19 protein-coding genes are annotated in these 18,532 nt (G+C 63.1%); 16 read left to right on the plus strand and 3 right to left on the minus strand.

The features are described 5' to 3' along the window. The 4 genes from traD to ACIQ7H_RS19625 form a co-directional block, all read left to right on the plus strand. On the plus strand, positions 1-1,331 hold a 1,331-nt coding region (gene traD / locus ACIQ7H_RS19610; protein WP_395794702.1), incomplete at its 5' end, for a conjugative transfer system coupling protein TraD. A gap of 59 nt (positions 1,332-1,390) precedes the next feature. Further along, entirely contained in the window at positions 1,391-1,897 is a 507-nt protein-coding gene (locus tag ACIQ7H_RS19615) for a hypothetical protein (RefSeq protein ID WP_395794704.1), read from the plus strand. A 14-nt stretch (positions 1,898-1,911) separates the two neighbouring features. Next, positions 1,912-2,547: a DUF4400 domain-containing protein gene (locus tag ACIQ7H_RS19620; RefSeq protein ID WP_395794706.1), complete on the plus strand. Its 636-nt coding sequence runs from the start codon at positions 1,912-1,914 to the stop codon at positions 2,545-2,547. 56 nt (positions 2,548-2,603) lie between these two features. Continuing rightward, positions 2,604-3,038, plus strand: a complete 435-nt coding sequence (locus ACIQ7H_RS19625) for a hypothetical protein (RefSeq protein WP_395794708.1) — start codon at positions 2,604-2,606, stop codon at positions 3,036-3,038. A 518-nt stretch (positions 3,039-3,556) separates the two neighbouring features. On the opposite strand, the gene ACIQ7H_RS19630 is transcribed toward ACIQ7H_RS19625, so the two are convergent. From ACIQ7H_RS19630 to ACIQ7H_RS19640, 3 genes are read right to left on the minus strand one after another with little or no spacing between them, the layout of a single operon-like run. Next, complete coding sequence (locus ACIQ7H_RS19630; RefSeq protein WP_395794710.1) at positions 3,557-4,309, minus strand: hypothetical protein; 753 nt, start codon at positions 4,307-4,309, stop codon at positions 3,557-3,559. Positions 4,310-4,361: 52 nt separating this feature from the next. Beyond that, positions 4,362-6,185 (minus strand): ATP-dependent helicase, encoded by a 1,824-nt coding sequence (locus ACIQ7H_RS19635; RefSeq protein ID WP_395794712.1) that lies wholly within the window; start codon positions 6,183-6,185, stop codon positions 4,362-4,364. Then, a complete protein-coding gene (locus tag ACIQ7H_RS19640; RefSeq protein ID WP_395794714.1) occupies positions 6,185-6,958 on the minus strand; it encodes a hypothetical protein in 774 nt (257 codons plus the stop codon). The genes ACIQ7H_RS19635 and ACIQ7H_RS19640 overlap by 1 nt, the downstream gene beginning before the upstream one ends. Before the next feature lie 654 nt (positions 6,959-7,612). Here ACIQ7H_RS19640 and ACIQ7H_RS19645 point away from each other — a divergent pair. The 12 genes from ACIQ7H_RS19645 to ACIQ7H_RS19700 all read left to right on the plus strand — a co-directional run. After that, positions 7,613-7,921, plus strand: coding sequence for a hypothetical protein (locus tag ACIQ7H_RS19645; RefSeq protein ID WP_395794716.1), 309 nt, complete (start codon positions 7,613-7,615; stop codon positions 7,919-7,921). Positions 7,922-8,035: 114 nt separating this feature from the next. After that, the gene (locus ACIQ7H_RS19650; protein WP_395794718.1) at positions 8,036-8,248 is read left to right on the plus strand and encodes a hypothetical protein; all 213 of its coding nucleotides are present in this window, start codon (positions 8,036-8,038) and stop codon (positions 8,246-8,248) included. A gap of 245 nt (positions 8,249-8,493) precedes the next feature. Further along, positions 8,494-9,000 (plus strand): single-stranded DNA-binding protein, encoded by a 507-nt coding sequence (locus tag ACIQ7H_RS19655; protein ID WP_395794720.1) that lies wholly within the window; start codon positions 8,494-8,496, stop codon positions 8,998-9,000. A gap of 80 nt (positions 9,001-9,080) precedes the next feature. Continuing rightward, positions 9,081-9,938, plus strand: coding sequence for a hypothetical protein (locus tag ACIQ7H_RS19660; RefSeq protein WP_395794722.1), 858 nt, complete (start codon positions 9,081-9,083; stop codon positions 9,936-9,938). Beyond that, positions 9,935-10,846, plus strand: coding sequence for a PD-(D/E)XK nuclease family protein (locus tag ACIQ7H_RS19665; protein WP_395794724.1), 912 nt, complete (start codon positions 9,935-9,937; stop codon positions 10,844-10,846). The genes ACIQ7H_RS19660 and ACIQ7H_RS19665 overlap by 4 nt, the downstream gene beginning before the upstream one ends. An 81-nt stretch (positions 10,847-10,927) precedes the next feature. Then, positions 10,928-11,227, plus strand: a complete 300-nt coding sequence (locus ACIQ7H_RS19670; protein ID WP_395794726.1) for a hypothetical protein — start codon at positions 10,928-10,930, stop codon at positions 11,225-11,227. Positions 11,228-11,362: 135 nt separating this feature from the next. Then, on the plus strand, positions 11,363-12,976 hold the full coding sequence (locus tag ACIQ7H_RS19675; protein ID WP_395794728.1) for an ATP-binding protein: 1,614 nt from the start codon (positions 11,363-11,365) through the stop codon (positions 12,974-12,976). Between the two features lie 382 nt (positions 12,977-13,358). Next, the gene (locus tag ACIQ7H_RS19680; RefSeq protein WP_395794730.1) at positions 13,359-13,901 is read left to right on the plus strand and encodes a hypothetical protein; all 543 of its coding nucleotides are present in this window, start codon (positions 13,359-13,361) and stop codon (positions 13,899-13,901) included. A gap of 81 nt (positions 13,902-13,982) precedes the next feature. Beyond that, on the plus strand, positions 13,983-14,951 hold the full coding sequence (locus tag ACIQ7H_RS19685) for an AAA family ATPase (protein WP_395794731.1): 969 nt from the start codon (positions 13,983-13,985) through the stop codon (positions 14,949-14,951). After that, a complete protein-coding gene (locus tag ACIQ7H_RS19690; RefSeq protein ID WP_395794733.1) occupies positions 14,948-15,655 on the plus strand; it encodes a hypothetical protein in 708 nt (235 codons plus the stop codon). The genes ACIQ7H_RS19685 and ACIQ7H_RS19690 overlap by 4 nt, the downstream gene beginning before the upstream one ends. 224 nt (positions 15,656-15,879) lie before the next feature. Next, positions 15,880-16,956, plus strand: coding sequence for a DUF3150 domain-containing protein (locus ACIQ7H_RS19695; RefSeq protein ID WP_395794735.1), 1,077 nt, complete (start codon positions 15,880-15,882; stop codon positions 16,954-16,956). A 49-nt stretch (positions 16,957-17,005) separates the two neighbouring features. Then, on the plus strand, positions 17,006-18,532 hold a 1,527-nt coding region (locus ACIQ7H_RS19700; protein ID WP_395794737.1), incomplete at its 3' end, for a hypothetical protein.

The raw sequence follows: 18,532 nt of genomic DNA on the forward strand, positions 1-18,532 counted from the left end.
GCAAAACGAGAATTCTTGACTCGCTGATCACCCAAGCTGTCTTCCGCGGCGAGACCGTCATCATCCTGGACCCCAAGGGCGACAAGGACCTGATGGAGTGCGCGCGACAAGCCTGCATCGCTGATGGAAGGGAGGATGACTTCGTCTATTTTCACCCCGCGTTTCCGGACAAGTCCTGGCGTATCGATCCGCTGCGGAACTTCAACCGCGCCACAGAGCTGGCGTCGCGCATCGCCAGCCTGATCCCGTCGGAAACCGGCGCAGACCCGTTCGCCGCGTTCGGTCAGATGCAGCTCACCAACATCGCGAACGGCATCCTGCTGATCGACGAGAAACCGACCCTGAAGAAGATCCTGACCTGCTTCGAGGGCGGCATGCCCCATCTGGTCAAGAGCGCGATTCTGGCCTACTGCCGGAAGACCTTCGCCGAGCGTGGCCAGGAGTGGGAGGAAGCGCTGAAGCGCGCGATGGAGGGCGCCAAGCCGGATATCAACGACCAGGCGAACCGACACGCACGCTTCTACCGTGACTACGTGTCCAAGCACGCACCGTCCCAGGAGCTGCAGGGGCTGATCAGTTCCTTTACGCACGACGCGACGCACTACGGAAAGATGATCGCGTCGCTGCTGCCGGTGCTGACCATGCTGACCTCCGGGGTGCTGGGCGACCTGCTCTCCCCGGATTCCGAAGACCTGCGCGACAAGCGGCCTATCACAGATTTCAGTCGCGCGATCCACAACAAGCAGGTGGTCTACATCGGACTCGACTCGCTCTCCGACAAGTTCGTGGGAAGCGCCATCGGTGCCATGTTCCTGGCGGACCTCACGGCCGTCGCCGGCGACCGCTACAACTACGGCAAGGACCTCCAGCCGGTCAACATCTACGTCGACGAGGCCGCTGAGCTGGCGAACGACCCGTTCATCGCCATGCTGAACAAGGCGGGTGGATCCAAGGCGCGGATCACCGTGGCGACGCAGACCCTGGGCGACTTCACAAGCCGTCTCGGCAGCGATGCCAAAACCCGCATGGTTTTGGGTAACCTAAACAACGTTGTCGCATTGCGACTGATTGATGGACCCACGCAGGATTACATCACCGAGACCTTCTCGAAGACGGTGGTGCGCCACGTGGAGTACAGCCAGTCGGCCAAGGCGGAGACGGACGAGCCGTTCATCTTCTCAGGAACGACCAACGAATCGCTGAAGGAGACGGAAGTGGCCCTTGTAGATCCTCCGATGATGGGCGCACTCCCCGACCTTGAGTTCTTCGCCCGGATCTCCGGAGGACGTCTCATCAAGGCCCGGATCCCGATCCTCAAGAGCGCTGCGTGAAGCCAATCCGACCCCAAGCAGGCCCTGCGAAAGAGCGAACGAAGGACGTGGTCAGCCGCGTGCTGCGCAAGCTCCGCATCGCCTCTTTGGCGCGCCTCATGTTCCGCATGTGGCCTGTCACCGAGCAGCTGACCGAAGACCTCGCCGCCCACATCGGACTCCACATCGCACATCCGAGCGGCCGCGCTTTCCTTGAGGAGGCGATCGCCAACGGCTTCAGCGAGATGCTTGCGACGCAAGCCAGCCTGCCTGACGAGGAGAAGTTCTCCGAAGAGGTGCGTGTGGCCTACATGCGCGGCCTACTGCGCCACGTGTCCCTCATCCTCGAAGCCCAAGTGCATGGGGCCAACGGTGAGCTTTGGGACGCGCTCAACGACGGTCCCTTGCCCCAGTGGATGGAGCAGCACTCGCCCGCACGGATTGAAGTCGCCTCTGAACTCCCCGAACACCTGGAAAGCTATCGGCCGGACGCGCTCGCCGCCGCCCTGCTGAACCAGATTCTGGATCGCTCAACCCGAAGAGAGCTATTGCCGATCCTGCCGCGGCTGACGGCCTACGCAGACTGATCGAGGAGGCATGGATGGCCAGTACAAACAAGACGTGGAAAGTCACCACCCTCATCGTGATGCTGCATGTCATCGCGCTGCTGGGCTTCGTGGGCGAGGAGTGGCTTGCTCGCTCAGTCGAGCGTGAGCGCCAGGCCAACGCTGCCTTCTTCACTCCGGACGTCGCCGGCGCCGCGGAGGCGCGCGCGCAGGAATGGTTCAAGGCCGCCTTCGTGGACACGGGCATATCGAGCCTGGTCTTCGGCGCCATGATCCCGACCAAGGCGGATGCCGACATGGTGGGCATGGACCGTCAGTTCGGATCCCTGTTCGACTGGTGGGAAGGACGCCTGCGGACGTGGTGGACCATCCTCTACCAGAGCTTCCTGCGCATTTCCGTCGCCGGCTTGTGGTTCCCCTACGCGCTGATCGTGGCCGTGCCGTTCCTGATCGACGGCTGGGTGCGGCGCAAGGTCAAGCAGACGGACTTCAGCCTGGCCAGCCCCCTCAAGCATCGCCTCAGCCTCTACGCAGTCGAGATCCTCGTGGTCGCGTACGTGGTGCTGCTGTTCCTGCCCATCCCGTTGCAGCCCTTTTTCTTTCCCTTGCTGGTTCTCGTGAGTTCTGCAGCGCTCGGAAAGATGGTCGCGGAGTTCCAGAAGCGGGCGTGAGGAACCAGTAGCCCGCCGTGTCGTTCCATCCCATTGACTGAAGAGAGAATCCCTGCATGGCGAAGATTGTTGAGTGTGATCCAGCGCGCCCCCTCCAACTTGGACCCGAGGTCGCGCGAGTCAGTGACGAGCCTGAGCTGATCGAACTTGCGCATCGGCTCGGTGACGAACGATACCGGGTGCTTGTCACGCCAGTTGGCGACCCCGTTCAGATGGCCGCAGAAGCAGGTGCAGCGCTGCTCGAGTTCATCTGTTCAAGCTCGTGGCGGCAGCCCTTCGAGTCAAACTTGCAGTGTCTTTCTGAGACAGAGATGGGCGAACCGTTGCTCACGACGTGGATGTGCCCGCAGGACTTTGAATTGCTCTTGACCAGCTTCAGTCAAGTCGACGAGACGTCTGCGACGCACAGCGTGGCGCTACTGGAAGCGCATCGTGTCTGGGCTGCGATCTCCGAGCCGGTCAACGTGTTCATCACTGCATACAGGCGATAGGCTCGGAGTCTCAGCGCTCGCGAGCACCTTCGGGCTCGATGTGGATCGCAGCGTTGACGTCGCGGTCGTGCACAGCTTCGCAGGCAGGAAAGCGCCATCGCCTGTCCTGCAGCCGCAGGCCGGGGCGCACGTGCCTGCGGCGACTGCGCCTTGTAGGCAGGCTGACCTACAAGGCGCAGTGGCATGTTCAGATCGTGAACAAGGTCGACTTCTGGCTTCCGAGCAGAAAGACCTGGAGTGGATGTGGACACATCCACGCCGAACTGCGGCAGGTAGGGTGAGAAGCACTGACACGCATGGAGAGTCCGCGAACGCAGCCGACAGCACATCGCCGACCGCACAGGAGAACTCGAAGAACTGCGAACAACGCTGTCGCGCCGCACCGCGGCGTCCCCGACGCTTCGCGCGGTATTGACCGCGCGCGAAGGCTCTGGAGAGTTGAAATTCCTATTGGAGCAGGAACTCGGCGTAACTCGCACCCGTTGTGCCTGTCGTCTCGGGGGTGGTAGACATGGGTTTCATTGGCCCTTATCGAAACGAATGGTGGCCCTTTCATTGGTGAAAACAACGCTGCCTTCAGCCCAGCGTGAGAGCAAACAATCACCTTCAGCGGCCACACCAAGGCGCTTGCGGATGGCAGTGCCAACGGCATCATCGAAGCGGTTGATGAACCCGAAACGAGACAGGCCAAACATCCAATTGAATGCGAACGACACCATAATCACGAGGACCAAAACCGGGCTCGCGGTCCCCAGTGCGTGCCTCAGGTCGCTGGGGGTGGCGTGCTGGAGCGCCGCGAGGACACTGGTGATCGTCTCCGGCGAGAGAATCAACAGCGCGACAGCGACCCAAAAGGCGCCGATGGGTATTGCTAGAACGAGGGAGTCGATAGCATTCACCGCTACACGTAGCAGGTTGAAGGACTGCGCGATGTACACGCGCTCGTCTGAGAATACGCGGTACCGGATCAACGCATAGTCCGCGTCAGAAAGCTGTCCGACCTTGACCTGGTTGATTTCCACGTCCCACGACGCGGAATCCTTGGCGTTCATCCGGACTTCCAGCGTACGCATGTATCTGGCACGCAGGCGGTCTGCGGCGAACAACAGGGCCAGAGCAGCCGGGGCAGCCAGGTATAGACTTCCGAAGAACCACCACATTGGCATGAAGGTCAGCCAAAAACCGGCGATTCGGCAGCGGCCCTTTTTAAGTCCTTCCCAACCGTAGGATTGGCTGACACTTGTCCAGAGGCCCTTGAGACTTGCTTTCATGCGATCACTCCTTGAGTTGATTGATGCACACCACCGAGCATCTCTGCCGGGGTTATGCCCTACTTGCAGCAAACAGCCCGGCTTGCTCGATGAACTCGCTGGCCGCGCCGTTATTCGCCGTGCTGTAAGAAACTGTCAGCTCGAAACGCGCACGCGTCATGCCGACGTACATAAGCCGCCGCTCTTCGTCGAGCACCTTGCCGATCGCAGCGCTTGGCGGAAAAACCCCCCGCTCGCAAGCCATGAGCCATACACGGTCGAACTCGAGGCCCTTGCTTCCGTGCAAGGTCATGAGGCGCGGCCCGGTCTTGGTCTGCTTCTCTTCTGCGTTCTCAAGCCGGCGAATGAAGCCCTGGAGGTCAGTGGGCTTCACGGTTTGGAACCTCTCAACGCAGCTCTTGAGACGCGTGCGCTCGGTTTCGATGACCTGGGGCGATGTCCTCGATCTGCCCTGCCACTGGACCTGAGTCAGCATGAACTCAGCGATGGCTTCGAAGCCTATCCCCTGCGCGGCATTCGGGTGGTCGAGTGCGCGCATCCACGCAGGCAGGAACGCGCGCAGTTGGCGCGCCGGCGCCGGCAGCGCCTGCAGATCCGGTAGCTCTTGACGAGCAAAACGCAGCGCGGCTCCAGGGTAAGTCGAATGGGTGGCCACTGCGATGCGATGCAGGTCGGATTGGCCGACGCCACAGTGTCCGAGCAGCGCGTCAAGGCCCAGCATGTCGTTGGAGACAAGGGATTTCACGACGCCCAGGAAAAGGCGGGGGCCTTTCAAGGACCAGAACGAGCGGGCGTCCTCGCGGACGAACTCGATCTCACCCGACATGGCAATCTCAAGCGCGTCGAGCAGGGCATTTGTGCGTGCCAGCACGGCCCAGGAGGAGGGGTCCTCGCACGCCTTGATGCGGCTGACGATGAGCTGCAGCTCCTGTTCTCGGCTCCGACAACCCTCCACGCGAATCTGTCCATCCTTACTGGACGCAGTGCGCAGGTTCTTCGGGATGCGCTCCTGGTTCTGCAGGATCAACTGACCCGCGCTCCGGATGATGCTGCGCGCGCAGCGATAGGTAGTGTCCAGAACGACGTGCTCGGCCTGGGCCAGCTTCGCGAATGCATCCATGCCCGCATAGCCCAGGGCCTGTCGCCAGCCGTAGATCGATTGGTCATCGTCGCCCACGATGGTCACGCAGACGCCGGCATCCAGGTGGCCGCGCATCCAGGCGAACTGGGCGGCATCGGTATCCTGGAACTCGTCGACCAGCAGGTGCTCCACCTGCAAAGGCAGAACGCTGCCGTCGCGCATACCGAACACGGCCTGGAGAATCAGGTCCGCGAAGTCGAGTACTCCGTTCGAGGACAGTGATTCCTGATAGAGCAGGAACCCGCGCTCGACCGAGCCTTCCGTCGGGCCAACCTCCACGCCGTCCGGGCTCGGGGTGATTGACCTGCGCACAACCATGACGGCATCAGGGTCCGCCTTCAGCTTGGCAACCGCAGACTCGAACTCATCGAACTTTTCGCCAAACCCCTCCTCAACGATCACCTGGAACGCTCGCCGCAAGTAGTCGCGAGCCTGGTGGTCGTTGATCAGCCGGACGGCGCGCCCTGACGCCAGCAACTGCTTCTTGCACAGAGCGTGGAAGGTGCCGTGCTGGATGCGGCGGGAGGCATTGGGAACCAACTGCAGCATGCGATGTGCAAGCTCCTGGGCCGCATCGCTGGTGAACGTCACGGCGCACAGTCGAAGGGTCGAGTTCTCACGGAGAATTCGCGCGCCCCGTTCGCTCAGAACGCGCGTCTTCCCGGATCCCGGGCCGGCGGCGACCAGGCAATGCCCGGCCGCCTCGACCGCCCGCTGCTGCGCCTCATTGAGCATCAGCCGGCAACCGAGGCCTCAGACATCGGCACCTCGGCGATGTCGTCCTCCGCCCCGCTGTCGATCTCGATCCCGGCCTCCGATGCAATGCTCTGGGTCAGATCAGCGACCTTTCTCTCGGCCAGCTCGACGCCGTCGGCGTTCTCGTGGCCATCCTCGGCCGCCGTACGACGGATCGCCTGCTTGGCGCGGCTCCAGACGCGAACGGTCTCCAAGCTCACTTGATTCAGACGGCCGCGGGCCTTCGACTGGCGGTTCATGCGCTCTGAATTCTTGATGACACCGTACGTCGCGAGGCAGTCGAGGTGCCACACCACGTCCTCGAACATAGCAACCATCTGCAGGAAACGAAGACAATAGTTGTTGTAGAAGGGGACATTAAGCTTGCGTGGCTTCGTGAAGCACTTCTGGGCCACAATGCCCTTCTCGCGAAGCATTTGGCGCAGATTCAGCAGCTCGTCCTGGAGCTCCTCATGCGCCTGGTCGTAGGAACCTGTGACCACGTCCATCACGTCCTGTGCCTGCTGCTTGCTATGCAGCGCTCGCGGCATCACATCGACCAGCATGACCGAGGCGGTCTGGACGCGCGCGTACCATTGTCCGAACGAACGCTGGCCAATACCGGTGCCAAGCTCCAGGGGCATCGAGAACCTCGACGTCGAGGTGGACGGGTTGTAGCTCGCCCAGTCATTGAGCCTGCTGGCGCGCTTTGAGGGCGCGGGAGCCTCCTGTTGATCGGGTGCTGTGGCTGTTTCTTCGGTGCGGAGATCCATGGAGAGTTCCTCGACTTTGGGAGTACAGAGTCCCACCCAGCCCGCGCACCCACTTTCAGAATGCCAGCGATTTTCGGGAGTTTTCGGGCAGTCACGCTGAAGGCCGAACTCAGCATTCGCGATCGGGCTGTCAACCCCTTGCGGCGGCGCCGGGAGCAGACTAGCCTCGTCCTCGACTGAGCCCCCTGGGCTCTGTGCGCCGCCACCGCCTCGATGTGGCACATCCCGAAAGTCCGGAAGCCAGAAGCTCCGGCCACCTCGTCATGAGGTGAACCAGAAGACCGCCGCGCCATGCGCGCCGGCCGCTCTTAGGACCTCGGTCCTTATGAGCGCCCCAGACCCCTCGCGCACTGCGCTTGTGGGTCGAGGTTCCCTGATCCCTACGATCAACTCAGTGAGAGCGCGGCGTGAGCTGCAGCCTCGTGTTCGTGTGCCTATCCGGCATGACATTGAGTCAATGGAACCTAAGCAGGCCCGAAGGCAGCCCCAGGGCGCCGATGGATAAGAGCGCGTAGCACGCGCACGCCTGCACCTATTCCAACCCGCGGGGCAGCACTCCCGCATGGGGGCGTTGCGTCTTGGGTTTCCCGCCCTGGACGTGCCCCAGGGTGGTTTTCATCTCATTCCGGGAAGGCACGCCTGGAGGTGAGTCACATGGTCAGGAAAATGGCTGTGAAGTCGACGCCGGGGCAGGTTGCCCGTCGTCATTTGGCTGCACGCGAGGAAATTCGCGTGCGGCGCGCCACCCGATTTCAGGCGGTCGCGATCGCGGTCGTCTGTGTTGTCGGAACGATCGCTCTCTGGACGTCCGCGTCCGAGCGAGAGGAGGAAGCATTTGCTGCCGTCGAGGCAGCAGAAGCGGAGGGCCAGCCCATTGGGCTGCGCCAACGTGTACTCGACCTTTCGACCCGTTCGGGTCGGGCGATCTCGTGCATCGAAGAAGGCCTGGCTGACTGCAGGTAGACCCTCTTCAACCCCTGGCCGCGCAAGCGGCTGGGGGTCCCTCAAAGTCGGTTCGCGAGAGTCGACTTTGAGGGGCCCCTAGCCCCTTGTGATCCACTCCCGAAGGAGACTCCCATGGGAATTGCGGCCAGCTTCACGATTGACCTAGACGGCAACGTACCGATGATCTACAGCAGCACCGGACGCAGCATCGCTGTACCGCCGGAGGTGATCGATCAGTGCGAAGTCGATGCTTTGGGCAGCGACAGCGATCCGATCGATCTCTTGCTTTCGTTCGCCAAGAAGCAGGGCCTGCACCTCCCGCAGGCCTGCAGCACCCCGATGTAGCGCATGGCCGCCGCATCGGGGGGAACTCGCGGTGCGTGTCCACCGCGAGCTTCCGTCAGCCCCCGACCATGGGGCCTGACGCAAGCTCGTCGCGACATCAGATGTTCGGCTCTAGCGAGCCACGGCTCGGACGGTCGTCAATCGTCCTCTTCCCGACGGGTCCCCGTCGGGGACGCGTCTGGGACCCAGGCGCGCCGCACAGCGCCAGGGTCCCTCTCATCAGTTCTTGTGCGAGAGGAAAACCCATGCTCTACATCAACGAGCAGCGGATCGGCGGCCATCTTGGCAAGGACGCCGAAATCCGCCCCAACCCCAAAGCGGACCGTGGCTGGTTCGTCATCTTGCGGGTGGCCACCACCAAGCGTTGGAAGGACTCCACCGGCGCCAAGCGAGAGGAAACCACCTGGCACGACGTGGAGCTCTACACCACGTTCGAGGCTTACTGTGACTTCCTGCGCGACAAGGCTGTCAAAGGCGCTCTGGTGTACGTGGTTGGCGAGACCCGTCACGACGACTATGTCGGCTCCGATGGCGTCAAGCGGAATCGAACCCTGGTTCGCTGCGACAGTCTGCAGATCGTGAGCCCACCGGTAGATCGGGAGGACAACCGTCCTGCGTCTGCAGCAGCAACGCCCACGGCACACCCCTTGCCGACCCCCACACCCACACCCACCCCGGCGCCCACCCCGGCACCGCAAGCGCTCGCTCAGGCACACCTGGGTCCCGCCCCGCGGGACATGGACTTCGGCTAACAGCCCACTCACAACGCCCGCCGTTCCGGGCGCAAACGCAATTCCTGGCATGCACGGAATGCCCAGGAAGGAGAATCCCCATGAACTACGTGCTTCCCGCCGGCCCGTTCGCGGGCACGGTTGTTTGCCTGCACGCATTGGTGCAAACCGATGATGGCAAGGCGCTGCTCTGGCCCATTTCCGAGCGATATCCGCTGTTCCGTTCGCTCTTCCCGGCCGAGGTCGGATGGTCACTCACGACCGTTCGCGAACACTTGGCTGAAAAGGTGCCGGCCTACGACGACTTCGGCCTGGCATACCGCAGCGGCGATCAACCCATGCTGTTTCCGGCAATGCTGATCACCGCCACACTCAGAGACCCTACTGGTCGCGTCGTGGCAGATGCCAGCAGCCTGATCGAGATCGGCGCACGAAAGGCCTATGAGATGGGCGAAAACAATGCCCGCTCGCGGCTTTTCGAGAGCCTCGGCCTGCCAGCGGCCTTCGATGCCCGACTGTTCACACCGGGCGCAGCTGAGCTGATGGGTGCCAAGGTGACCGTACTGCCCAGTGGGGCCAACGGTGGCGCTGCCGCCCGCTCTCCACGATTGGCGGTGGTGCCCGTCGCGGCGGCCGAGATTCAGGTCGCACACGCGGATTTCCACCGGCCCACCGACACCACTGTCAACGATCCAGTGGTCGTGACGGAGGTAGTCCTGGGAGAGTCGCCGACGGCAGTACACGTGCCAACCCTGAGTCACCCAACCACATCGCCGAAAGCAACGGTGCCCAACGGTCTTTCTGCCGTTGCAATCAGTCGCGCGCAGCAAGCTGCTGCGCGTGCTGGGAGCGAGTTCCAGGTCGAGAACTTCAAAAGCAACGCGGAACTCATGGCTTTCGCGGCCAACGTGGGCGAACAGGCTCGAAAGGCGAAGAGCGCCAAGGCAGGTGCGGCATGAGGGTCGAGCCGCTCTACCTTTCCCCGTCAAGAATTGCCGACTGGGAGCGCTGCCGCTGGAGTTATCTCCTGAAGTACGTCTACCGGTGGCGGGAAGCCGCTACCGGGAACGCGCTGATCTTCGGCGGTGCCATCGACGAAGCCGTCGATGCTCATCTTCGCGGACTGCTGCAGGGCAGGGAGGTGGACCCTGCTGAGGTGTTCATCGCCGCCTTCTTGCAGAAGGCCGACGAAGGCCCGGTCGACTACGGAGCGAAGTGGTCCGAGGAGTCCATGCTGGCGATGGGCATCGAGCTCATGAAGCGCTGGCCGGATGCGTGGCAGGCGATGGGGCTGACCGTGGCCTGCGATGCCACCGGAGAACCGCTCATGCAGCGCGAAGTGGCCTTCGCGTTGCCAGGCAACGTGATCGTCCGCGGCCGTATCGACCTCGGGGTGTTCACGCGCGAGGGCGATTTCGCAGTAGTCGACAGCAAGACCGCAGCGCAGCCCTATCCGGAGACGGCCCTGGTGCTCAACGAGCAGCTGACTGCCTACCAGGTGGCGATGGACATCGCCGCCGAGCAATGGGGACTGCCCAAGCCCGAGCGCCTCGGCCTGATCGAGATGATCAAGCGACAGGTGCCCAAGCGGACTGGACAGGGCCCCACAGTGGAACCCTTGGTGCTCACGGCACGCCGATCCGAACAGCAGGTGAGGGAGTACCTGCAGAAGATCCTCTGGATCGCCGAAGACATCCGAGCGCAACGGTTCACGAAGAGCCCGCGGATGGCCTTTGAATCCCCATGCGCCATGTGCTCCATGGCCCGGGCCTGCACCGCTGGGGACTACACCGACGTGGACTTCTCCAAGGCGCGGTACGTTCCTGCTGAAGCGCTGCAGGCATGTGAATCGCCGGTAGCGGCGTAAACGAGACGGCGTTGGCAGAAGGGAGATTCTCCCTCTGTCAACGCCTACTCGGTCGCAGTGCGACTTGCTACGGTCCAAAACATGCGCCTCGCCATTATCGACCAGAAGCTACACATCTCGTGTCCGACCCACTGCGCCAGCATCGTGATCGAGCCAGCCCGCTCCGCGGACTACGGCGAAACGGTCATCACGCTGCAGGCTGTCGGTTTGGCTCGCACGGAGATCAGCCTTCCAAGGACAGAAGCTTGGGTCTGGAAAGGAGACGCCGAAGGCGCGATTCGTGTGGCCGAACTCGCACTCGACTGGGTGCGGCGTTTGCCGGAGGTCGGCAGCTACTTCGGGCAAGCCAAGAGACCTGAGTCCGCTGAAGCAGCGGCTTGAGTTTTCGTGGTTTTCGCAGCAGGCCTCGCTCGGGCATTGATCGAGCACACACAGGACCGTTGGTCCTCCACCCAGACGGGGCGCATCGCCCCGATGGGGGTACTGCGTTTCGCCCTTTCAGAGCAAGGAAACGCAATGAGCGCAGTACGCAGCATCCAGGTCACCAGCAACACAGAGAGCCTACTGAAGGCTCTGTCCCGCACGTTCACCCATTCCTACACCGTGGTCTTCGAGCTGGTGCAAAACGCTGCACGCGCCGGCGCGAGCCAGGTCTCCCTGATCCATGACCCGGCGACCCGCGTGCTGACGGTCGAGGACGATGGCATCGGCATTGCGGATCCCTCGAAGCTCCTCGCGATCGCAGAGTCCGGCTGGGACGAAGCGGTGACCGCTGAGAACAGCCCCTATGGCATCGGCTGGATCTCAGCGCTCTTCGCGGCCGAAGAGGTCGAGGTGGAGAGCCTCAATTTTCAGTTCCGGGCAAGCACTGAAGACCTGTTGGCCTTGAAGCCCGTCGAGCTGAAGCCTGGCGGGCGGGCCACCGGGGCGCGCATCTCCCTACGAGGCCTCAAAGCATCTATTGGCCCGAGCGAAATCGAGGCCATCCAGAAACGTCTGGAGGGGTTCAGCATCCCGGTTTCGTTCAACGGAATCGAATGGGCTCGCCCGCACGCGATCATAGATGAGACGACCTGGGTCGACACGCCTGAGGGCAAGCTACGGATCGCCCTCGGCAACAGGCTGCCCGTGGTCTATCTGCAGGGTATGCGCTTCGACAGTGGGTGGACGCGGAATGCCCCGACGATCATCCACCTCGATCCCCGGAAATGGTTCGGCCGCATGCCAGACCGTACCGAGCTGATCGATGCGGCACGTGCCGAGCGCGCCGTTATGGCCGCAACGGCAAAGGCTGCCCGAGACCAGCTCAACGCTCTCAAGGCGGGCATGCACGGCCGCGACTTCGTGGCCGCCCACGCAGACCACTGTCGCACTTGGGGCTGCATCGATCTGCTGAACGATATCGACTGGCTTCCGGGGTCCTGGTTGCACCTGTTCGATGACCTGCCGCGGCAGTCGAGGTATGACGATGACGATCCGCTGATTGAGATGAGCCCGGCTCCGGTGTCGGGCGAGCAGGTTGGACCGATCGTGCTCCGCGACCTCGATTCAAGCGGCGACGAGACTGACTGGGCGGGCATGTGCTACGCCTGGCAGGCCCGAATCCCCGTGCTGGCGGTCAATCTCCACCCAGATCACTGGGTTTACACGCGCAGCGTCGAGTTCGAAGACTTCCATGTGAAAGTGGAGGAACCCGGTCCGGAGGCACCTCGCTTGCACTACTCAGGGGTGTGGTCCTACGCAACGCTGGTCCGTGTGTCGGCCATCGGCATCAACGGTCCGCTCGGCCGCATGGAAATGCCCACGTCTGCAGGACTTGCATGCGCTGACAGCATCCTGGTGACGGGCGATACGAATCACTACGTCCTGCTGCAGCTCAACGACTATCGGGATGACGATCGACACGACGAACACGTCTTTGATGAAGACGCAGCGACCTTCAAGCGCGCGGTGAGGCGTTTGACAGGGAGCACCGCACCCGAAGAGACCCTCCGCCAAGCCCTCTGGGACGCGGGCTTGGAAACTGAGGTCTGCGAGATCCTGAAGACATCAGGACCTCTCGTGATCTACCTCAACGACACGATGAACTTCGCGGTCATGTCGGCCGCAACACCCAGCTCGGACAAGTAGCACTACACCGGCGCGCCTTTCTGGCGCGCCGGCTTTCCCCAACGCTCTTGGCCAACAGAGCGCTTTGGAAAGCCGGCCCGACACAGATGAGTGTCAACCCCTTGCTGCACCCGAACCGATGGGGCAGCCTTGCCACGTCCCCACCTCCTTGGGGCTGGGTTTCGCAGCTCACGCTGCACGCGTCGCTCCCGCGTTGACGGAGCACACACCAGGCCCTCGTGGCCGAAACCCCCGGGGATGCCGATATCCCCACAAGGGGCGTCGTGCGTCTCCGGTCCACCAAGGAGACCCCGATGAACCCCAAGATCCTTCAGTTGCTGAGACGGCTTTGCGCCGCGATTGCACCACCGCCGGCTCCGCTGATCCTCAAGCGGAGGCTCTGATGGAACTCCCCCCACTCTTCCCGGATCTAGAGCCCGGTGGTCGCATCAAGCTGCAGACGAAGCCGCGCTTGAAAAAGCGTGAGAAAGAGCGGCTCGCAGAACGCGAGAGAATGATCCTCCGCATGCTCGGCCAGCCGGTGGCACAGTCAAAGCTGCGCATCCGCTGGCGCATTTCAAGCGCACGCATCAAGCGCCGGCTGCATGAGAAGTCTGGCAACGACAATTTTGCGAACACGCCTGCGGCGGAGTTCCAGAAACTTGTCATCGGTGCCTTCGAGGATGCCGTTCATACCTTGAACAGTCCGGACGCGCCGGCAATCGAGGTTGCCGAAGTAGCCGCGTGGGTCGATGCTCAAGGTGTCGGACCGACCGGCGTCATGACCGCGGCCGAGTTGTTCGCTCTGAACCTCCACGAGGCGACAGGTGAGCACATCGACGCAGAGATCGTGGTTGAACGTCTACGCAGCAAGATCCCTGAGCTCACGCTGCGAAAGAACCCGAAGGCCTTCGCGGCTTATCTCGCCGCCTACCTCTGCGGCTAGCACAACACCACAAGACCCACGCGGGGCGCACCACTCCCCGCCGGGGGGAAGGTGCGCCCTCGCTTTCAACAGGAGAGCCCCATGAATCAGTACGTTCCCGTTCCCTTGAGTGTTTTCGGTCTGCCTGGCGACGTGCAGGTGCCCGGACGCATGACCAACTCCGCTCACCCGTTTTTGCGACGGGTCATGCCTTTCGCGTTCTCGCAGGAAATCTTCCGCGTTCTGCAGTTCGCGTGGCTGCGCGAGGTCAATCGCCAGCCGCATCAGCCGCGCCGCGGCGTGTGGCTGTCGGGTCCCAAAGGGGCTGGCAAGACCACTGTGATCGAGCAATTTTTCGCTCGTCTCGGTATTCCGATCGCCAGCCTGACCTGCAACCGCGAGTTCCGAATCGCTGACGCTGTCCAGAGCAAGACGCTCGTTCCCAACGACAACGGTGGGATGACGATCGTCCCAGTGGACGGGCCGCTCGGCATCGCCATGCGAGACGGATTCCCGGTGGTGCTGAACGAACTCGACCTCGCTGATCCTGCTGAACTCACGGGTCTCAACGACATCGTCGATCGGGGCTTCTATGTGGTCCCCGACTCAGGCGAAGTGATCGAGGCCGCAGCCGGGTTCATGGTGATGGCCGCGGCCAACTCGAACGGTTCGGGTGACCTCAGCGGCGAATACGCCGGTGTCGCCACGATGAACTCCGCGTTGATGAGCCGCTTCTACAAGTTCGAGGTCGGCTACCCGAGCCGCGCGGACGAGCTGGAAATCCTCCGGCAGGCCGGCGTGGTGAGTGATGAGGATGAAACGGTCGCTGAGAAGGTGTGCGAGATCGCAGACCTGCTCCGCAAGGCCTACAGGAGCGGTTCGAACGGGCTGACCACGCCCATCTCGACGCGCGAGGTCATCGACATCACCGAGGCCGTTGGGGCGTTTGCGCATCTCGTGGACAAGAACATCAGCCCCATGAAGTATGCGTTCGCCCTCTGCTACGGCAATGGGCTTCCCCCGCCAGCCAGGAAGGCAGTGGAGGAAGTGATCGACCGGGTGGCGGCATGACCTGGTTCAAGCCCGGTGACGAAGTCGTGGCGCATCTGCGTCGCGACTCGGCCACGGTTGGCGAGTTCGCTGACTGGGCGGTCGTGGTGCGAACAGCCTCAGACGGAGCATTCAGCGTCGTCACGCTCTATGGTCGTGCGGATGCTGATCGACCCCGAGAATCCAGCACACGCTTCTCAGGCAAAGCTGGCGCAATGGAGAAAGCGGAAGAGGCCGCGACCAAGAAGCGCAATGACGGACGCTATATGGACGTGCATCCCGACAACAGCACGCCCAAAGCACGCGTCGATCAGGTGACGATCGCCGCGGAGATGTGGGAGGACGCCTGGCCCAGCAAGCTCAATCGGCTGATTCCGCTCGGCCTGGCCAAAACCAGCGATCGCACCTGGACGCTGCCCTGTGGCGAAGGCGCCATCCGGTTCATCCGGCAGAGCGGCAAGGTCCTCGTCACCGGCGTCGTTCCGGCCCGGAACCTGCCCGGTCGCGTGATACAGGCCTGTGTCGCCAAGTTGCTGGACGCAGGACTGGCACTGTCCGACGGCACCCCCGACATGTCACCGGAGGAATGGGTGGCATTGACGCGTTCGCTGATCACCGAGCAGCAGGCGGAACGACTCGCGGACTTCGGTCTCTTGCCCAAACGGCTCAACTTCAGGGCACTGGCGGCGACAGCTGCCAGCAAACCCTGGGGCGGTCTGATCTAACGGAAACCCCTGCCGGCGCTCACGCGCCGGCAGGGACATCCCCAAGGGGGGTGCCGCGTGGTGCTTCGATACGAGGCGCCAGGTGCCACCTGCTTTCACCGCGAGGCCTCCCGGCTTTGCAATGACCTCGCCCCGGCATCAATGGGGCACCTACCCGGACGGGCTCCCGTCTGGGGGCGTCGTCCGTCCAGCACGGGCTTACGCCCTCACACGGAGATCTTCCGATGCACACAACTACCCTGAAGGGCGTGGTCCTTGTTCGACCCCTCATTCGGATCACGACCGGCACAGTGGCCGTGGACCGCGACACCGACCTTGACGCCGTCAAGGGCGGTCTGCCGCCAACCTCGATCGTCAGCGATGGCAGAAAGCGGATTCTCAATTCGGCCAGGCTTGCGCCGCTTTTCAATTGCCGCAAGGCGGTTGAGCGCGCGCTGACGAAGATCGGCGCGCCGTTCCTCGGCGCAACAATGGTTCCGGAAACCAAGCTCGCCGCCCTGGAGGCCGAGATCAGAGACATCGAGGTGCAGTTCTACGCATACCTGGATGACCTGGCGGCCAACCTCGAAGGGGCCTATCTCGAATGGGAAGAGGACAATCCGGCGTGGTCGAGCCTGATCTCGCGCAACCGTCTGCCGGCCCACGAGTTGAAGTCCCGCTGCCGCTTCGTGGTGGCGTACTTCCGGGCAGAAGCGCCGGCCAACGATGTGGGCGGCCGCTTCAAGGCCGCGGTCTCGGAGGCGGTGCCGGCGCTTTTGGCTGACATCGCGACCGAGGCCTGCAAGGTGCACGACGCCCACATCATGGGGCGCGACACATGCACGCATAAGGCGGTTACGCCGATATCGAAGCTCATCGACAAGCTCGTGAGCTTCTCGATGCTCGATCCGCGCGTGGCGCCCAGTGCGGCCGGTTTCCGGTCCGTGTTGGCCGCACTGCCGCGGACAGGCACGCTGAAGGGCGGCGACTTCGCGACGTTGGCCGGGCTCATCGCCCAGCTGCGCACTCCGGAAGAAATGCTGGAGCACGGTGAGCAGCTGTTCGCCAACCGCAGCAAACCGGCTCAGGCCAGCCTGCTCGGCGACCCCGACGGGCTTGAGATCGTGAACGAGGACACCGAACCCACCGTGCAAGCGATGGAGGAGGTCGCACCTCCGACGACACCCCGCGGCTCCGAACTCGCCGTGCAGGCGGACGAGGAGGACGCGCGCCCCGCGATTCAAGTACTGCTCGCGCAGCCGATGCTCCCCCCACGGCCAATCGCAGCGCCGTCCCCCGTTCGGTGGGGCGGCCTGATCTGACCACCACCCAAGACCAGCCCCGGAAGGGGCTGGTCTTCAGGAGAACACCATGCAAAAACAGAGCAATGCCAAGACTCTCTTGGCGTCGCTGCCCATCATTGCCCAGGCGCTGGCACGCCAACGCCAGGTCGAGGTGGTCTTCAGCGACGGTCATCCCGCCGCGACGGATGGCCGCCGGATCTATATGCCGACCCTGCCAATCCCCGTGTCCGATGAGCAGAACGATGCGCTTGAGAAGCTCGCCTGCTACGCCTATGGGTACCTCGACCACGAGATTGGTCATGTGATCGCCACGGATTTTTCGGTGTTCGACGAAGCCGCGCACTTTGGACTGCTGAATGCACTGGAAGACCCCCGGCAGGAGGGCGAACTGATCGCCCGCTACCCCGGCACACGTCGCACTCTTGACGCGCTCAGCTGTCAGCTGATCGCCGACGACACCCAAGGGGTCGATGCGAGCCAAGCACCTGCGGACCTGATCAGCTCAACTGGGCACGCTTGGCTACGCGCCATGCTCCGTGATGAGCCGGCGTACCAGCCCATCGCGGACCAAGGCATGGCGCTCATCGAGGAGACACTCGGCGCCGGCGTGCGCACACGTCTGCTGGGGCTTCTTGCGGATCAGGGACTGTCGATGCGCTCGACGCTGGATGCGGTCGATCTGACCAATGCGATCGTGGAGATGCTCAAGGACGAGGAGGCGAAAGCACAACAGCCTCCCGAGTCGCAACACGACAACGCTCCGCAGGACGATGGCCAGTCAGGCACCGACCCGCAGGGCGATTGCAGCGGTGACGAACCGGACAGCGAGGGTGATGCGGAGCAGGGGCCACAGGGCGATGCCTCGCAGGACGGCGAGGCAGGGCAGGGCGCACAGGGACCGCAGGGTCTCTCGGACGCACAGAAAGCCGCGCTCGCTGCCGCCATCTCTGGCGACGGCGCGCAGGGCTTCCGCGACCGCGGTGATCAGGTGCTGAGCCAGATCGAAACGGCGTCTGATGTCATCGAGAAGTCGGGCCCATACAGATACACGGGCGCGGCGTCGATTACGCCCGGCGGCGCCGATCAGGGCACCGTTCCAATAGCCGGCGGGCCGCTTGATTCGGAGCTCGCCGACCGCGTAAGCGCCTCGTTGCGGCAACGCTTAAACGTCCTACTGGAAGCGAAGTCGAGGGCACCCATCAAGGTGCGCGATCGCGGCCATCGGATCAGCAACCGTCATCTGGTCAACCTGGCCGTACAGGACCCTCGCGTCTTCGAACACCGTGGGACCGTCCGCAAGGTCGACGCTGCGGTCATGTTGATCGAGGACACAAGCAGCAGCATGTCCGGTGCGCCCATCGAGATCGCCAACGGCGCGCTCTACGCCGCTTGCAAAGCGCTCGAATCGCATCGAGGCATTCAAACCGCAGCCATGGCGTTTCCTGGCAACGGAATGGTCAAAACGTTCGAGCAGCCGCTCATCGCCTGCACGCATCGCTTCGGCCTGCGCGCCAGCGGTGGAACCCCGCTTTACGAGGCCCTACTGTCCGGCGCGAGGCAGCTCATGCTCCGGCGCGAGCCTCGCAAGATGATT

Source organism: Aquimonas sp., from assembly GCF_044377145.1.
In the GTDB taxonomy this organism is placed as follows: Bacteria; Pseudomonadota; Gammaproteobacteria; order Xanthomonadales; family Xanthomonadaceae; genus Aquimonas.

Excerpts from the sequence above, each read along its gene's own strand:
- ACIQ7H_RS19635 (WP_395794712.1), bottom strand. The coding sequence starts at position 6,185 with ATGCTCAATGAGGCGCAGCAGCGGGCGGTCGAGGCGGCCGGGCATTGC.
- ACIQ7H_RS19650 (WP_395794718.1), top strand. The coding sequence starts at position 8,036 with ATGGGAATTGCGGCCAGCTTCACGATTGACCTAGACGGCAACGTACCG.
- ACIQ7H_RS19655 (WP_395794720.1), top strand. The coding sequence starts at position 8,494 with ATGCTCTACATCAACGAGCAGCGGATCGGCGGCCATCTTGGCAAGGAC.
- ACIQ7H_RS19660 (WP_395794722.1), top strand. The coding sequence starts at position 9,081 with ATGAACTACGTGCTTCCCGCCGGCCCGTTCGCGGGCACGGTTGTTTGC.
- ACIQ7H_RS19690 (WP_395794733.1), top strand. The coding sequence starts at position 14,948 with ATGACCTGGTTCAAGCCCGGTGACGAAGTCGTGGCGCATCTGCGTCGC.
- ACIQ7H_RS19695 (WP_395794735.1), top strand. The coding sequence starts at position 15,880 with ATGCACACAACTACCCTGAAGGGCGTGGTCCTTGTTCGACCCCTCATT.
- ACIQ7H_RS19680 (WP_395794730.1), top strand. The coding sequence starts at position 13,359 with ATGGAACTCCCCCCACTCTTCCCGGATCTAGAGCCCGGTGGTCGCATC.
- ACIQ7H_RS19685 (WP_395794731.1), top strand. The coding sequence starts at position 13,983 with ATGAATCAGTACGTTCCCGTTCCCTTGAGTGTTTTCGGTCTGCCTGGC.
- ACIQ7H_RS19675 (WP_395794728.1), top strand. The coding sequence starts at position 11,363 with ATGAGCGCAGTACGCAGCATCCAGGTCACCAGCAACACAGAGAGCCTA.
- ACIQ7H_RS19645 (WP_395794716.1), top strand. The coding sequence starts at position 7,613 with ATGGTCAGGAAAATGGCTGTGAAGTCGACGCCGGGGCAGGTTGCCCGT.
- ACIQ7H_RS19640 (WP_395794714.1), bottom strand. The coding sequence starts at position 6,958 with ATGGATCTCCGCACCGAAGAAACAGCCACAGCACCCGATCAACAGGAG.
- ACIQ7H_RS19625 (WP_395794708.1), top strand. The coding sequence starts at position 2,604 with ATGGCGAAGATTGTTGAGTGTGATCCAGCGCGCCCCCTCCAACTTGGA.
- ACIQ7H_RS19620 (WP_395794706.1), top strand. The coding sequence starts at position 1,912 with ATGGCCAGTACAAACAAGACGTGGAAAGTCACCACCCTCATCGTGATG.
- ACIQ7H_RS19670 (WP_395794726.1), top strand. The coding sequence starts at position 10,928 with ATGCGCCTCGCCATTATCGACCAGAAGCTACACATCTCGTGTCCGACC.
- ACIQ7H_RS19665 (WP_395794724.1), top strand. The coding sequence starts at position 9,935 with ATGAGGGTCGAGCCGCTCTACCTTTCCCCGTCAAGAATTGCCGACTGG.
- ACIQ7H_RS19630 (WP_395794710.1), bottom strand. The coding sequence starts at position 4,309 with ATGAAAGCAAGTCTCAAGGGCCTCTGGACAAGTGTCAGCCAATCCTAC.